13 protein-coding genes are annotated in these 14,770 nt (G+C 63.5%); 9 read left to right on the forward strand and 4 right to left on the reverse strand.

The genetic code is table 11. The annotated features are described in order from the left end of the window. Window position 1: 1 nt before the first annotated feature. A complete protein-coding gene (locus QZ648_RS02745) occupies window positions 2-1,168 on the forward strand; it encodes an NAD(P)/FAD-dependent oxidoreductase (RefSeq protein ID WP_169066179.1) in 1,167 nt (388 codons plus the stop codon). Window positions 1,169-1,340: 172 nt separating this feature from the next. Beyond that, a complete protein-coding gene (locus QZ648_RS02750) occupies window positions 1,341-1,853 on the forward strand; it encodes a putative toxin-antitoxin system toxin component, PIN family (RefSeq protein ID WP_291996035.1) in 513 nt (170 codons plus the stop codon). A gap of 46 nt (window positions 1,854-1,899) precedes the next feature. Here QZ648_RS02750 and yaaA read toward each other — a convergent pair whose 3' ends face one another. Then, window positions 1,900-2,670, reverse strand: a complete 771-nt coding sequence (gene yaaA / locus QZ648_RS02755) for a peroxide stress protein YaaA (RefSeq protein WP_169066178.1) — start codon at window positions 2,668-2,670, stop codon at window positions 1,900-1,902. Between the two features lie 259 nt (window positions 2,671-2,929). Further along, window positions 2,930-5,260: an SUMF1/EgtB/PvdO family nonheme iron enzyme gene (locus tag QZ648_RS02760; RefSeq protein ID WP_169066177.1), complete on the reverse strand. Its 2,331-nt coding sequence runs from the start codon at window positions 5,258-5,260 to the stop codon at window positions 2,930-2,932. Between the two features lie 266 nt (window positions 5,261-5,526). Between QZ648_RS02760 and QZ648_RS02765 the strand changes: the two genes are divergently transcribed. The 4 genes from QZ648_RS02765 (at window position 5,527) to QZ648_RS02780 (ending at window position 9,201) form a co-directional block, all read left to right on the forward strand. Continuing rightward, window positions 5,527-6,405, forward strand: a complete 879-nt coding sequence (locus tag QZ648_RS02765; protein ID WP_169066176.1) for an alpha/beta hydrolase — start codon at window positions 5,527-5,529, stop codon at window positions 6,403-6,405. A gap of 147 nt (window positions 6,406-6,552) precedes the next feature. After that, the gene (gene ppa / locus QZ648_RS02770) at window positions 6,553-7,101 is read left to right on the forward strand and encodes an inorganic diphosphatase (protein WP_291996036.1); all 549 of its coding nucleotides are present in this window, start codon (window positions 6,553-6,555) and stop codon (window positions 7,099-7,101) included. A 64-nt stretch (window positions 7,102-7,165) separates the two neighbouring features. Further along, the gene (locus QZ648_RS02775) at window positions 7,166-8,776 is read left to right on the forward strand and encodes an NAD+ synthase (RefSeq protein ID WP_169066175.1); all 1,611 of its coding nucleotides are present in this window, start codon (window positions 7,166-7,168) and stop codon (window positions 8,774-8,776) included. A gap of 86 nt (window positions 8,777-8,862) precedes the next feature. Beyond that, window positions 8,863-9,201 carry a P-II family nitrogen regulator gene (locus tag QZ648_RS02780; RefSeq protein WP_291996037.1) on the forward strand — a complete coding sequence of 113 codons (339 nt, stop codon included), beginning with the start codon at window positions 8,863-8,865 and terminating at the stop codon, window positions 9,199-9,201. A 6-nt stretch (window positions 9,202-9,207) separates the two neighbouring features. Here QZ648_RS02780 and QZ648_RS02785 read toward each other — a convergent pair whose 3' ends face one another. Together QZ648_RS02785 and trxB are read right to left on the reverse strand one after the other, a co-directional pair. Further along, entirely contained in the window at window positions 9,208-9,768 is a 561-nt protein-coding gene (locus tag QZ648_RS02785; protein WP_291996038.1) for a Smr/MutS family protein, read from the reverse strand. Window positions 9,769-9,838: 70 nt separating this feature from the next. Continuing rightward, window positions 9,839-10,804, reverse strand: coding sequence for a thioredoxin-disulfide reductase (gene trxB, locus QZ648_RS02790; protein ID WP_169066173.1), 966 nt, complete (start codon window positions 10,802-10,804; stop codon window positions 9,839-9,841). 163 nt (window positions 10,805-10,967) lie between these two features. On the opposite strand from trxB, the gene QZ648_RS02795 reads away from it, so the two are divergent. Genes QZ648_RS02795 through lolA form a run of 3 tightly spaced genes read left to right on the forward strand, consistent with a single transcriptional unit; the run spans window position 10,968 to window position 14,710 of the window. Continuing rightward, complete coding sequence (locus QZ648_RS02795; RefSeq protein WP_211203684.1) at window positions 10,968-11,678, forward strand: cyclic nucleotide-binding domain-containing protein; 711 nt, start codon at window positions 10,968-10,970, stop codon at window positions 11,676-11,678. 51 nt (window positions 11,679-11,729) lie between these two features. Continuing rightward, complete coding sequence (locus QZ648_RS02800; protein WP_169066172.1) at window positions 11,730-14,069, forward strand: DNA translocase FtsK; 2,340 nt, start codon at window positions 11,730-11,732, stop codon at window positions 14,067-14,069. Then, entirely contained in the window at window positions 14,069-14,710 is a 642-nt protein-coding gene (gene lolA / locus QZ648_RS02805; RefSeq protein WP_291996133.1) for an outer membrane lipoprotein chaperone LolA, read from the forward strand. Before QZ648_RS02800 ends, lolA begins: the two co-directional genes overlap by 1 nt. Window positions 14,711-14,770 lie beyond the last annotated feature (60 nt).

A 14,770-nucleotide genomic window follows, 5' to 3' on the forward strand; every position in this document is an offset into this window, starting at 1 on the left:
CATGGAAAGCATCGAAGCGGTGGTGATCGGTGCCGGCGTCGTCGGCCTGGCCTGCGCGCGCGAACTCGCCCGACGCGGATTCGAGACGGTGATTCTCGAACGCCACGGGGCTTTCGGCACCGAGACCAGCGCCCGCAACAGCGAGGTGATCCATGCCGGGCTCTACTACCCGACCGGTTCGCTGAAGGCAGGGCTGTGCGTGGCTGGGCGCAAGCTACTCTACGAGTTCTGCGCGACGCACGCGATCAGCCACCAACGTTGCGGCAAGCTGATCGCCGCCACCTCGGCAGCCCAGGAGAGCCCGCTGGCAGCGCTGCAGCAGCAGGGCGAGGCCAACGGCGTTGACGACCTGCGGCGTCTCGGTGCCGCCGAGGCGCGCGCGCTCGAACCTGATCTGGCCTGTACGGCGGCCCTGCTCTCACCTTCCACCGGCATCGTCGACAGCCACGGCCTGATGCTGGCCCTGCTCGGCGACGCCGAGGGCGCCGGTGCTTCGCTGGTGCTGCACAGTCCCCTGCAGCGCGGTTCACTTGACGCGAACGCGGCGGGCATGGTGCTCGAGAGCGGTGGCGCCGACAGCCTGCGCTTCAAGGCCAGACTGGTGATCAACGCCGCCGGCCTGTGGGCGCCGCAGGTGGCCGCTTCGCTGGCCGGCTTCCCAAAAGCGCTGATCCCGGCGAACTTCCACGCCAAGGGCAGTTACTACGCGCTGAGCGGGCGCGCGCCGTTCTCGCGGTTGGTTTATCCGCTGCCCGAGGCCGGCGGCCTGGGAGTGCACCTGACGCTCGATCGCGGCGGCCAGGCACGCTTCGGCCCGGACGTCGAGTGGCTGCCGCAGCCGACGCCAGGCCAGACCATCGGCGAACTCGACTACCGCGTCGACCCCCGCCGCGCCGACGCTTTCTATGCCGAGATTCGCCGCTACTGGCCAGGCTTGGCGGACAAGGCCTTGACGCCGGCCTATGCTGGAATTCGTCCCAAAATCGTCGGACCCGGCGCGCCGGCAGGCGATTTTCTGATCCAGGGAGCGGCGCAACACGGCATCCCCGGGCTGGTCAACCTGTTTGGCATCGAATCGCCGGGCTTGACTGCGTGTCTGGCAATCGCCGCGCACGCGGTTGGCGTGGCCGGGGCGGCCAGCGAGCAGCACGCAGGGCGCTTCGGCTGACGGTAACGACGTGTCGAGACACCCCTGATCATGAAAGTCATGACCGCCCCCCTCTCACTTGCAGTGCGCATTCCGGCTTACACGCCGGAATCGTTCGCCGGGCAGGGAGCATGCTCCCCGAATTCCCCGTCTCACCCCCGGCCCTTCTCCCGCAGGGGGAGAAGGGAGTTTCGTGAGTCGCATACGCGACTTTCACATTAACGGCATGCGCGCGGTCCTCGACACCAACGTAATCATCGACCTCCTGCACTTCGCCGATCCCGAAGCGCTGCTGCTGCGCGCAGCCATTGATGACGGCTCGCTGCAGTGCTTCAGTGATCGGCAGTGCCTGGACGAACTCGAACGCGTCACCACCTACCCGCAGTTTTCTCTCGATGGCGCGGCGCAACAGGCCTTGCTCGCGCGCTACCGTCGCTTCGTGACGCTTTGCGAACCCGAAGGAGTCGAGGATGTCGAGGCCTATCGGCTACCACGCTGCCGTGACGCCGACGATCAGAAATTCCTGATTCTTGCGCTGCGCTGCCGCGCCGATCTGCTGATTACCCGCGACCGCGAGTTGCTCAGGCTGGCCGGCCGCCGTCGTCCAGCGCCATCGTGCGCGATTGTCAGCGCTACGGCGGCAGCAGTACTGATGGTCATGACACGTCGAGAAGATACCTCAGATCATCAAAGTCGTGACCCTTAGTCACGGCGTGCTTGCCTGCTGCAGCGTCGGCGAGCACCCGCTTGGGCTACTGGCCACGCCGAAAAACCCAAACGCTGTCGCTGGAGGCATCGGCGGCGAAGGCGTAGCCGCCAACCGTGAAATCCTTCAAGCCGGCGGGCTTGGTGAGGCGATTGACGATCGCAAAGCGTGCCATCAGCCCGCGTGCGCGTTTGGCGTAGAAGCTGACGACGCGGAACTTGCCGCTTCCCCAATCTTCGAAGACTGGCCGCAGCACGGGCATCGACAGCTTTTCCGGTTTGACCGCCTTGAAGTACTCCTCCGACGCAAGATTGACCAGCACCGACGCACCCGCTTCGCTCAGGGCTGCGTTGAGAGCGTCGCTGATGCGCTCATCCCAGAAGGCATAGAGGTCCTTGCCGGCCGGATTGGACAGTCGCGTGCCCATCTCCAGCCGATAGGGCTGGATCAGGTCGAGTGGACGAAGAACGCCGTAGAGCCCGGAAAGCGTACGCACATGCTGCTGCGCAAACTGCAGGTCGGCCAGCGACAGCGTCTCGGCGTCAAAGCCCGCGTAGACATCGCCGTCGAAGGCCCGGATTGCCTGCCTGGCATTGTCCGGCGTGAACGGCTGCGTCCACTCGGCGTAGCGGCTTGCATTCAGGGCTGCGAGCTTGTCACTGATCTTCATCAGACTGGCGATCGCCGCCGGCGACAGCTCACGCAGGCGAGCGATCAGGACTTCTGACTGCTCCAGAAATTGCGCTTGGGAATGCTCGTCAAGCGTCAATGGCGTCTGGAAATCGAAGGTTTTGGCGGGTGAGAGAACGATGATCATCGGCTGGCTCCAGCGGCGAGAAGTCTCGAGATGAATGTTTGCAACTATTCCGCCATTGTAATCGACGTCGTCAGAGGGCACCCATCCGCGCCGTCGAGATGCGCAATCGCTCACCGCCCGCTTGAGGCCGTCTGAAGCAAACTGGCTCGCCAGTGTGCACGAAGAGGTGGGTGGCGGTCACCAGGAGTGCGCCCTCTCCGACGCCGCGGCCGGAAAGCCGGCCCACAGGTGCCTATTCCTTGTCTGCGAACGACTCGATCTATTCGAGTGGCGGCGCCAGAACTACCCGGAAACCGATGTCGCCATCACGGTCGTCGGGCGAGAACTCTTCACGCTTTCCCGTCCGCAGGTCACCCGGAAAATCCAGCCATGATCCGCCACGCAGGGTGCGCGAGATGTCGCCGCCGATCTGCGTGTTGGCAGGATGGTCATACTCGTTCAGACACCACTCCCAGACGTTACCGGCGAGGTCGGCAAGCAGCTCTCCGTCGGGCGCGCCCAGCGGATACATGCCGACCGCCATGGTCCTGCTGGTACCGCTCTCGTGGCTGTTGGCACGGGCCGGGTTCCAGTCGCTGCCCCAGGGGTATTTTCGCTTCATGACGCCGCCCTGCGCGACCCACTGCCACTCCCATTCGGTGGGCAGGCGAAGGGTCTCCGGACCGGTCAGTTGCCAGTGTTCGCTTAGCCAGCGGCAGAAGGCGACGGCGTCGCTCCAGGCGATGTTGATTGCCGGGTGGTTCTGGAAACCCCAACGCGTGTCGCCCGGTTGTTTGCGCTGGACCAGCTTTCGCCACCAGCGGCGGTCGTGATAGCCGTCCTCAGCGCTCAGGAAAGCGCCGTACTGCTGCCAGGTGATCGGGTACCTGGAAATGCGCAGCGGCTTCACCACGAAGACCTCGGTGGCCCGGCCTTCGAGCGTCACCTCCCCTCCGCCGGCAATGTCGATCCATACGATATCCGGCAAGCCTGCGCTGGTCAGCCCGACGCCACGGCGTGGATCGCCCATCTGATTGAGACGCAGGCCGATCTCTTCGCGGCGATGATGCGGCGTCTTGTCACTGGCCAACTCATCGAGCAAGAGCAGCGGTTCGGGTCGCAGAAAGCGGTGCAGAGTCTTGTCCAGGCTGGCAGCGAGCGTGCGCCATGCCGCGATGCCGGGATCGCAAAAGTCGGGATCGGCCAGCGGCAGGCGGTGACTGAGGTCAAGCAGCGCCAGCAGCACCGGCTTTTGCCGCTGCCAACCCCAGAGGAGAGAATCGCTTCCAGGCCGGTCACCAGGCGTCAAAGCGGCCGCTTGCGCAACAAGCGGCCACCACTCCCTGGCGGCCATTTTCGCCTGCCGGCGCAGCGCCAGGCTGTCGCGATAGCGACCGCACCACTGTCGCAAGCGCGGCCAGTGGATGAGCAGTGTCTCGTGGGCTAACTCGACGTGCTGATCGTCCGGGTCGGAGAGAAAGCCCTGCCCACGCAAGGCATCGACCAGCCGGCTGATCTGCCTGTCGGCGCGCAGGGGTGCAATCTCGGCCGTACGCCGCGTCGGCACCTCGTCGACCACCGTTGCCAACTCGGCAAACAGGCGGGCGCAAGCGAGTTCGAGTGCTGGCTCACTGTCGATCAAACGTTCGATACCGGCGGCCGCGCTATCGACAATGCTCGCCAGCCCACCCATGCGTTCATAGGCCTGCAGGGTCAGTCCCTGCTCGGCGTCACGCTGCTCGAAAAGTCGTTCAAGGGTCAAGGCGATCAGCGGTAGCGCGCCCCGGGTTGCTCCCGCCGCGACAAGCAGCGTGGCAAGCAGTTCGGCCTGCACCGGCACCCCGCAGGCCTGCGCCGGGCCGTTGATGATTGCCTGCAACTGCTCTTCGCCAGTGACCGCTTCGAGGCTTACCAAGGATGCCCGAAACAGATCTTCGCCCAGCCATTCCATCAGGCGAACGGTGAATTCGCTGCGTAGCGTCAACGCCAGAAACAAGCCCTCCATGTCGAGCAATGAGCCAAAGAGCTTACGAAAGCGGCGCGCGCAGGTAGTCGGCGTGTGCGTAAATAACTCTTCGAACTGGTCGAAAAGCAGGAGCATGGGATGCTTCCGCTGGCGCAGCAGATCGATGCTGGCTGCGGTGAGGCGGTCTTCCGACGCTCTCGACTCACCGGTTTCCGCCAGCGCGCGCCGCAGGCGATCGATGGCCTGCTGATCGGCCGCCGTGTCGGCTACCGGGAATTCGCGACAAAGCGCTTCGGCAAGCTGGCGAAAAGGACTGCCCTGCGGCTCGCAACGCAGATAGCCGAGCTGGCCGTGAAGCGCGGCCAGGCGCGGCACGACACCAGCGGCAACGAGTGAAGATTTGCCGGTGCCCGAACGACCGACGACGCTGATCAAGCGCGATTCGGCGAGGCGCCCGACAATCCGTTCGCTATCTTCGTCGCGCCCGAAGAAAAGTCGATGCGCTTCGGGTGTGAAGGCGGCGAGGCCAGGATAGGGATTTACGGCGGAAGCGAGCGCACGATTGTCAGCCTGACCCTTACCGAACACCGCCGTCGGTTTGGAGGCCTTGCTCGCCGGGGGAGGTGCGGCAGCGCTATGAGTCATTTCAGATCAAGCCTCAGGCAACATCCTGCGAATATCATAAGCCTAAGGGTCATGAGCTGTCGAGACACCACTGATGATGCAGGCCATGACCGTTTCCCTGCACCGGCAGTGCGCATTCCGGCGGGCACGCCGGAAGCGCTCGGCGGGCGGTCCGACTGGCGGGGCACGCCTGCGCCACGCCATTGCCAGCGTGGCAACGCAGCAATACCCTGGCCGTGGCAACGCGATCTGGCCTTATAGTGTCGGCTTGCTTCCGGAGACCACCCATGACCCCGCTTCGTAGCCCCAGGCAGCCCATTCTGCAGACCATTCATCGCCCACCGCCTACCCCTTCGCCGGCAAACCGTCCACCGCTGCTCTTCCTGCACGGTGGCTATGTCGATGCGCGCTCCTGGGACGCCCACTTCCTGCCATTTTTCGCCAGCCACGGCTACGATTGCCACGCCCTCAATTTCTCCGGCCACGGCGGCAGCGACGGGCGCGAGTATCTGGATGCCCTGAGCCTCGACGACTATCTCGCCGACGCCGAGCAGATCGTCGCCCGCTTCGACCAACAACCGATCGTCATCGGGCATTCGATGGGTTCCTTTATCGCCGAACGCCTCCTTGAACAATCGCTCGTGGCGGCCGCTGTCCTGCTGGCGCCTGTGCCGACTAACGGCACCCTGGAGTCGGCGACGAAACTGTTGCTGAAATACCCGAAGTTCCTTGGCGAAGTCGTCAATGTAACCAGGGGGAGGGTCAGTGCGACCGCCCTGCACATGATCAAGGAAGTCTATTTTTCGCCGACGACACGGCCGGAAACGCTGCTGCGCTTTGCACAACTGGTGCAGCCGGAATCGGCACGGGCGATTTGCGACCTGGCCCTCCTCGGCTGCTGGCGATGGTCCCCGAAGCCGCCACCTGCGCAGCCGGTACTGGTCGTCTCTGGCGAACTCGACACGGTTTTTCCGCCGCAGCTGGTCCGCCCGCTCGCCCGGCGCTGGAACGCCGAACTACAGATCGTGGCTGCTACCGGACACGCCTTGATTCTCGACGAGCACTGGAGCGATTGTGCCGCGGCCGTGCTCGGCTGGCTGGAACAGCTCGAACAACGCCAGGCCGCCAATTCTGACCAGGCCAAGGAGCTGGCCGGTGTCGTCTGACGGCGAGCGCGCTCCCGCCTGGGCGGCGCTGCGGCCATTGTCCCGCCACCGTCTGACACTAAGCGGTACGCCAATGTCTTCGGGGAACACCCGCCGCAACTTTGGCGCGTATAATGACCCCTCCCACAACCAGCAGAGAGAACTTACATGGGCCTAGATCGCGTGCCCTCGGGCAAAGCACTCCCGAATGATTTCAACGTCGTCATCGAAATCCCGATGCATGCCGATCCCGTGAAGTATGAGGTGGACAAGGAAAGCGGACAGGTCTTCGTCGATCGTTTCATGTCTACGGCCATGCATTACCCTTGCAACTACGGTTACATCCCGCACACCATCGCGGGCGACGACGACCCGGTCGACGTCCTGGTGGTGACCCAGTTTGCGCTGCCCCCGGGCGTCGTCGTCCGCTGCCGGCCGATCGGCCTGCTGGCCATGGAAGACGAGGCCGGTCAGGACGGCAAGCTGCTGGCGGTTCCGGTGGACAGCCTGACGCAGATGTATCGCGACATCGAGTCGCCGCGCGATTTCCCGCAGGTCATTCTGGACCAGATCGCGCACTTCTTTGCTCACTACAAGGATCTGGAGCGCGGCAAATTTGTCAAAGTCGCCGGCTGGTTAGGCGTCGACGAGGCCAAGAAGGAAATCATGGAGGGCGTGCAGCGCTTCAACGATGCCAAAGACAAACCGAACTTCTGAGCAGGTCCTTACCTTACTTTGATCAAGGGGCGCGCAAGCGCCCCTTTCGCTGATGCCTGTGCCCATGTCTCTCAGAATTGCCATTGCCCAGATCAACGCCACGGTCGGCGACTTTGCCGGCAACTCGGCGCGTATCCTCGATTTTGCCGAACGCGCCAGAGAACAAGGAGCAGACTTACTGCTGACGCCGGAATTGGCGCTCTCCGGCTACCCGCCTGAAGATCTCCTGCTACGCGAGGATTTCTGTGCCGCCTGCGCAATCGAACTCGACGCCCTGGCCGCCAAGCTCACGGGAATCGCCGTTCTCGTCGGCCATCCGGAACGGCGCGGCGAGCGTTGCTATAACGCGGCGACGCTGATCAGCGACGGCGCGCGCGTCGCCACCTACCACAAGCAGCGGCTGCCGAGCTACGAGGTATTCGACGAAGAACGCTATTTCGATTCCGGCGCAGGCGCGTGCGTGCTGACGCTCAAGGGCGTGCGCTGCGGCGTGAATATCTGCGCCGACGTATGGGAGGCCGGCGCCGCCGATCTGGCCCGCCAGGCGGGCGCCGAAATCCTGCTGGTCCTCAACGCCTCTCCCTATCACATCGGCAAACGCGAGCGACGTACCGAGGTCCTCCGCCAGCGTATCGCCAGTACCCGCCTGCCGGTGATCTACGCCAACCTCGCCGGCGGCCAGGACGAACTGGTCTTCGACGGCGGTTCCTTCGTTCTCGACTCGCAGGGAAGGCTCTGCTGCCAACTACCGCAGTTCGAGGAAGCTCTGGCCATCGTCGACATCGTCGACGGCGAGCCACAGCCGGGGACCATCGTTGCCGCGCCGTGCATCGAAGCCGAGGTGTATCAGGCGCTGGTCCTCGGCGTGCGTGATTACCTCGGCAAGAACGGCTTCCCGGGCGCCATCATCGGCCTTTCGGGAGGCATTGATTCCGCCCTGACGCTGGCCATCGCCGTCGACGCACTCGGTGCCGACCGCGTGCGCGCGGTGATGATGGCCTCCCCGTACACGGCGGCGATCAGCCTTTCGGAATCCCGCGAAATGGTCCGCCTGCTCGGCGTACGCTACGACGAAATTGGCATCGCGCCGGCGATGGAGACCATGGCCAGCCTGCTGCAGGATCAGTTTGCCGGCCTGCCCGCGGATACCACCGAAGAAAATCTCCAGGCCAGAATCCGCGGCATGATTCTGATGGCCCTCTCCAACAAGACCGGTTCGCTGGTCCTGACCACTGGCAACAAGTCGGAGATGGCAGTCGGCTACTGCACTCTGTACGGGGACATGGCCGGCGGCTTTGCCGTCATCAAGGACATCGCCAAGACCTGGGTCTACCGCTTGTCGCGCTGGCGCAACACGCGCTCCGCGGTGATCCCCGAGCTGATCATCAGCCGTCCGCCGTCGGCCGAGTTGAAGCCCGGCCAGACCGATCAGGACAGCTTGCCCGCGTACGAAGTGCTCGATGCGATCGTTGCCGCGTACATGGAAAAAGACATCAGTCCGCGCGAAATCATCGCCAGCGGCTACGCCGAAGCGGACGTGCGGCGCGTCGTGCATCTGTTGAAGATCAGCGAGTACAAGCGACGCCAGGCACCGATCGGGATTCGCGTCACGCAACGTGGTTTCGGCAAGGACTGGCGCTATCCGATCACCAATCGCTACCGCGACCCCTACTGATCGTCGGTAGCGATGATCGCAGTGATCACTTATCGATGCCCTATTTCTGATAGCATTTCTTTACGACTTTCCCGGGAGCAAAGGCCATGAAAAAAATTGAAGCCATCATCAAACCATTCAAACTCGATGAAGTACGCGAAGCCCTGTCGGAAATTGGCGTCACCGGCCTGACCGTGACCGAGGTCAAAGGCTTCGGTCGCCAGAAAGGACACACCGAACTCTACCGCGGCGCCGAATACGTGGTCGATTTTCTGCCCAAGGTGAAAATCGAAATCGTTGTTTCGGATGCCGTCGTCGAAGGCGCCATCGACGCCATCGTCAAGGCGGCGCGCACCGGCAAGATCGGTGACGGCAAGATTTTCGTGACCACGGTCGAACAGGTGGTGCGCATTCGCACCGGCGAACTCGACGAATCGGCGATCTGAGGAACATCAGCGCGGCTTGCTGGCCGCTTTCAACAGCACCCACAGGGCGCCATCGCCGCCGTCGCAGGGCGGCGCGTGACAGAAGGCCAGCACATCCTTGCTGCGACCCAACCAGACCTTGACCAGCTGGCGCAGGATCGCTTCGCGACCCGGTGAACCGTGGCCACGGCCGTGTACGATGCGCAGGCAGCGCCTGCCGGAAGCGAGTGATTCGGCGAGGAAAAGGCTCACCTGCTGGTGCGCTTCATGGCGGTTCATGCCGTGCAAATCGACATGCTCCTGGATGCTCCAGCGGCCTCTGCGCAGGTCACGCAACAATGTCCGCGGCAGGCCGCTACGCAGGAAGGAGTCGGCATCGCCGAGAGCGAGCCAGTCGTCGATGGCCAATGGCGCTTGCAGCAGCTCGGCGAGCACCGCCGCTTCGTCGCGCTCCAGCTGACGCGGGCGTGGGCTGGGTTTCGGTGCTTCAAAGCTTACCCGATCAGGCTTGGACAGCGGTGTCGCGCCGTCAACCGCGGCCAGAAAAGCGGCCAAATCCTCGCTGCTCGGTAGCTGTTGCTGAGTCATTGCAAAAAATCCTGTTGGTGCCGGCCCTACCCCCTCGCGAAGGGAGTGTCGTACGCGACGCTGCGAGGCCTCAGCCGGCCAGGCCGAGGCTGTCAAGATAGCGCTCGGCATCGAGCGCTGCCATGCAACCGCTGCCCGAGGAGGTGCACGCCTGCCGATAGATATGATCCTGCACGTCGCCCGCAGCAAAGACGCCGGGGATCGACGTCGCCGTGGCATTTCCCTTCAGTCCCGACTGGGTAATCAGGTAACCGCCTTCCATTTCCAGTTGGCCGGTGAACAGCTCGGTGTTCGGTCGGTGACCGATGGCAATGAACACACCCATCAGCGGAATGTCCTCTGCGCTGTCGGTCAGCTTGTCCCTGATGCGCATGCCGGTGACACCGGAGTGATCGCCGAGCACTTCCTCAAGCGTGCAGTTCCAGCGAATGCTGACCTTGCCGGCTTTTTCCTTGGCGAACAGCTTGTCCTGCAGAATTTTCTCGCTGCGCAGCTTGTCGCGACGGTGCACCAGGGTGACGTGACTGGCAATGTTGGCCAGGTACAGCGCCTCTTCGACAGCGGTATTGCCACCACCGATGACCGCCACCGCTTGCTCGCGGTAGAAGAAGCCGTCACAGGTCGCGCAAGCGGAAACGCCGCGACCGGCGTATTCTTCTTCGGACGGCAGGCCGAGATACTGCGCCGAAGCGCCAGTGGCGATGATCAGTGCGTCGCAGGTATAGGTAGCCGAGTCACCGATCAGCGTCAGCGGCTTTTCGGTCAGCCTGGCAGTATGAATATGATCGAAAATGATCTCGGTGTCGAAGCGACGCGCGTGCTCCTCAAAGCGCAGCATCAGCTCGGGGCCCTGCACGCCGTGCGCGTCGGCCGGCCAGTTGTCGACGTCGGTCGTCGTCGTCAACTGCCCTCCCTGCGCCAAGCCGGTAATCAGCACCGGTTTGAGGTTGGCGCGGGCAGCGTAGACGGCTGCCGTATAGCCGGCAGGGCCGGAGCCGAGGATCAGCAGGCGGCAATGGCGGGTTGCTTCGGTCATCTTTATGGGCTCGGGTAGTGGGTGACGCAAAAATTATAACCGGCAACGCCGCGTGTTCTGCCGCCAAGTTTGTCGCGCGTTTGCTTGGGAATCCTGCAAAGTGCCTTATAATCGCCGCGCAAGCCATTGATAGAAATCACTTCACTTGACGAGAGAATGCCTCATGAACACTCAGGTCGAGCAGCCCAGGCGAGGACCAAGCCTGACTTTGCTGCACAGCATTCCGATTTTTGCCGGTGTACCGGATGCGCAACTCGAACAGATCGCCAAGGTCGCCTTCCAACGCCGCGTTCCTCGCTTGACGACGATCGTTCGCGCGGGCGACAGCACCGACTCGCTCTACGTGCTGATCAGCGGTGGCGCCAAGGTACTTAACAGCGACGAAGAAGGACGCGAAGTGATTCTGACCTTGCTTGGGCCAGGTGAATTCTTTGGCGAAATGGGGCTGATCGATGGCAGCCCGCGTTCGGCCGACGTGATGTCCACCGAGACCTGCGAATTGCTGGTGATCACCAAGAACGACTTCAAGCGTTGCCTGGCCGAGAACTTCGATCTCTGCCTGAATATCATGAAGAGCCTCGTCCGGCGCCTGCGCGAGGCCGACCGCAATATCGAGAGCCTGGCGCTGATGGACGTTTACGGCCGCGTCGCCAAGCTGCTTCTCGACTTCTCGGAAGAAGAGCGTGGCGAGCGCATCATCCGCCGTCGCCTGACCAAGCAGGACATCGCCAAGATGATTGGCGCCTCGCGTGAAATGGTCAGCCGGGTGATGAAGGATCTCGAAAATCAGGGATACTTCCGCGTTGAAGATGGCCGCATCGTGATCCTTGAAAAGCGCGTACCGGCCCCGGGCGCGGCCGCTGCCCGTCCGTAAGACGCAGACAAAGCAGCACACTTACCACTCACCAGGCATTCAATCGCCCCAATGGCTCTACTGAACAAACTTGCCGGCCGAATCTCCTATACCGCGCGAACGCCGAGTCCCTTGCCCGAGAAAATCGCGCTCCTCCTGGAAGAATCGCGTTGGTTGATCCTGATCGTTATCGCCAGCTTTCTGGCGCTTTCCTTCTGGGGTTACAACCCCGACGACCCGGGCTGGTCGCACGCCGCCTACACGACGACGCTGCACAACCCGGCCGGCCGCAGTGGCGCCTGGCTAGCCGACCTGATGCTCTACATTTTCGGCCTTTCCGCCTGGTGGTGGATTGTTCTGCTGCTGGTCTTCGTGTGGTGGGGTTACCGACGTCTGAACCGGCAGCGACCCGTCGATCGGCGGCCGCTGTACATCGCCCTGGCCGGTTTTCTGGTACTGGTCATCGCCAGCAGCGGCCTGGAAACCCTGCGCTTCTACACGGTCAAGGCACCGCTTCCCGTCGGTCCGGGTGGCATGATCGGCATCGAACTGGCGGCGTTCACAGTCCGCAATCTTGGTTACACGGGCGCGACGCTGGCGCTGTCCGCCTTGCTGGCGCTGGGCTGGAGCATCTTCACCGGGGTCTCCTGGCTGGCCGCCGCCGAGGGCATCGGTGCGCTGTTCGAACGTGCTGTGCTGGCCGTCCACCGCGTCTTCGAGCGCTGGCAGGACCGCCGCATCGGCCGTGAAGTCGCTCGCGAACGCGAAGCCGTCGTCGAGGTCGAGAAGAAGCGCGTCGAAACGCATGAACCGATCCTCATCGAAAGGCGCGAACCGGTCATTGCTGGCGCGCCCTTGCCGCCGAAGGTCGAGAAGCGGATCGACCGCGAACGGCAAGCACCGCTGTTCCCCGAGGCGGTCAGCGGCGGCCTGCTGCCGCCCCTGCACCTGCTCGAACCGGCGCCGCTGCAAAGTGAGCGCGTCAGTCCCGAAACGCTCGAGTACAACTCGCGCCTGATCGAGCGCAAGCTGGCCGATTTCGGCGTTCAGGTGACCGTCACTGCCGCCTACCCCGGGCCGGTGGTGACGCGCTACGAATTCGAGCCGGCAGTCGGCGTCAAGGGCGCGCAGATTCTCAATCTGGCAAAAGACCTGGCGCGCTCCTTGTCGCTGGTCTCGGTGCGGGTCGTCGAAACACTGCCCGGCAAGTCGTCGATGGCGCTTGAACTGCCGAACCCGAAACGACAGATGGTACGCCTGCTGGAAATCATCGCCAGCAAGGAATACCACGACATGCACTCGCCGCTGACGATGACGCTCGGCAAGGATATCGCTGGCCAGCCGGTGGTCGTCGATCTCGCCAAGATGCCGCACCTGCTGGTCGCTGGTACCACCGGCTCCGGCAAGTCGGTGGGTATCAACGCGATGATCCTGTCACTGCTCTACAAGGCCGAGCCGGATCAGGTGCGGCTGATCCTGGTCGACCCCAAGATGCTCGAACTGTCGATCTACGAAGGCATCCCGCACCTGCTGGCGCCGGTCGTGGTGGACATGAAGCAGGCCGCCAACGCCCTCAACTGGTGTGTCGCGGAAATGGATAAGCGCTATAAGCTGATGTCGGCGATCGGGGTGCGCAACCTGGCGGGACTCAACCAGCGCGTCAAGGACGCCGAGAAAAATGGCGAAAAGCTCAGCAACCCGGTCTCGCTGACCCCGGATACCCCTGAGCCGCTGTCGATCTTGCCGCACATCGTTGTCGTCATTGACGAACTCGCCGATCTGATGATGGTTGCCGGCAAGACCGTCGAACAACTGATTGCCCGCCTGGCCCAGAAAGCGCGCGCCTCGGGAATCCACCTCATCCTGGCAACGCAACGGCCGTCGGTCGACGTGATCACCGGCCTGATCAAGGCCAACATCCCGACCCGCATCTCCTTCCAGGTGTCGTCGAAAATCGACTCGCGCACGATTCTCGACCAGATGGGTGCCGAGGCCCTGCTCGGCCAGGGCGACATGCTCTATCTGGCCCCGGGAAGCGGCTATCCGACGCGCGTCCATGGCGCGTTCGTCGCCGACGAGGAAGTGCATCGCGTCGTCGACCATCTCAAGAAGGCAGGCGCACCGGAATACCTGGAAGACGTGCTGACTGGCGCCGGTGGCGACACTAACGGCGATGGCGGTGGCGAAGGCGGCGGCCTCGATACCGATGGCGAAGCCGATCCGGTCTATGACCAGGCGGTCGAAGTGGTGCTCAAGAACCGCCGAGCGTCCATTTCGCTCGTCCAGCGTCACCTGCGCATCGGTTACAACCGCTCGGCGCGACTGATCGAAGCCATGGAAAAAGCCGGCCTGGTTTCCGCCATGGACGCCCGCGGCGGCCGCGAAGTCCTGGCCCGCAAGGAAGGCGAATGATGGCGCGAATCCCGCTGCTGCCCCCCCGCGTGCTGCGCAGCCTGTGCGCAGGCGCCTGCCTGCTCGTGGCGCCGCTGGCGAACGCTGGCGCGATCGATAAACTGCACCAGTTTCTCGATTCGACGCGCACCGTGCGCGCCGATTTCGCGCAAACCGTCGTCGCCAGGAACGGGCGGCAGGGGCAGGTATCGAGCGGCGTGATGATCATTTCACGCCCCGGAAAATTCCGTTGGCAGATCGACAAGCCGTACGCGCAGTTGCTCGTCGGCGACGGTGAGAAGATCTGGATCCACGACCCCGATCTGCGCCAGGTGACGGTCAGAAAAGCGGGCCCTACCCTGGGCGGGACGCCGGCGGCACTACTCGCTGGCGACAGCCGCATCGAAAAAGACTTCAGCTTGCACGAAGCCGGCCAGCGCGATGGTCTGGAGTGGGTCGAGGCCATTCCCAAAGCGCCCGACAGCGGCTTTGAGAAGGTCAGTCTCGGCTTTGCCGGCGATGAACTGCGCGCCATGATCCTGCTCGACAGCCTCGGCCAGACCAGCTCGCTGGTCTTCGCAGGTATTGAACGCAACCCGCAACTCGCCCCGTCGCTGTTCCGCTTCACGCCGCCGGCCAATACCGACGTAATCGGGGAGTGAGACGCCGGTCGCCCGCTGAATCGGGCGGCTAGGTTTGCTGCCGTTTGCTGCCCTTGCCAC

It is taken from the genome of Candidatus Accumulibacter sp. ACC012, from assembly GCF_907163155.1.
In the GTDB taxonomy this organism is placed as follows: Bacteria; Pseudomonadota; Gammaproteobacteria; order Burkholderiales; family Rhodocyclaceae; genus Accumulibacter; species Accumulibacter delftensis.

What these genes read in the sequence shown, in the direction of transcription:
- QZ648_RS02745 (WP_169066179.1), top strand. Translation starts at nt 2, where the DNA reads ATGGAAAGCATCGAAGCGGTGGTGATCGGTGCCGGCGTCGTCGGCCTG.
- yaaA (WP_169066178.1), bottom strand. Translation starts at nt 2,670, where the DNA reads ATGATCATCGTTCTCTCACCCGCCAAAACCTTCGATTTCCAGACGCCA.
- QZ648_RS02760 (WP_169066177.1), bottom strand. Translation starts at nt 5,260, where the DNA reads ATGACTCATAGCGCTGCCGCACCTCCCCCGGCGAGCAAGGCCTCCAAA.
- QZ648_RS02765 (WP_169066176.1), top strand. Translation starts at nt 5,527, where the DNA reads ATGACCCCGCTTCGTAGCCCCAGGCAGCCCATTCTGCAGACCATTCAT.
- ppa (WP_291996036.1), top strand. Translation starts at nt 6,553, where the DNA reads ATGGGCCTAGATCGCGTGCCCTCGGGCAAAGCACTCCCGAATGATTTC.
- QZ648_RS02775 (WP_169066175.1), top strand. Translation starts at nt 7,166, where the DNA reads ATGTCTCTCAGAATTGCCATTGCCCAGATCAACGCCACGGTCGGCGAC.
- QZ648_RS02780 (WP_291996037.1), top strand. Translation starts at nt 8,863, where the DNA reads ATGAAAAAAATTGAAGCCATCATCAAACCATTCAAACTCGATGAAGTA.
- QZ648_RS02785 (WP_291996038.1), bottom strand. Translation starts at nt 9,768, where the DNA reads ATGACTCAGCAACAGCTACCGAGCAGCGAGGATTTGGCCGCTTTTCTG.
- trxB (WP_169066173.1), bottom strand. Translation starts at nt 10,804, where the DNA reads ATGACCGAAGCAACCCGCCATTGCCGCCTGCTGATCCTCGGCTCCGGC.
- QZ648_RS02795 (WP_211203684.1), top strand. Translation starts at nt 10,968, where the DNA reads ATGAACACTCAGGTCGAGCAGCCCAGGCGAGGACCAAGCCTGACTTTG.
- QZ648_RS02800 (WP_169066172.1), top strand. Translation starts at nt 11,730, where the DNA reads ATGGCTCTACTGAACAAACTTGCCGGCCGAATCTCCTATACCGCGCGA.
- lolA (WP_291996133.1), top strand. Translation starts at nt 14,069, where the DNA reads ATGGCGCGAATCCCGCTGCTGCCCCCCCGCGTGCTGCGCAGCCTGTGC.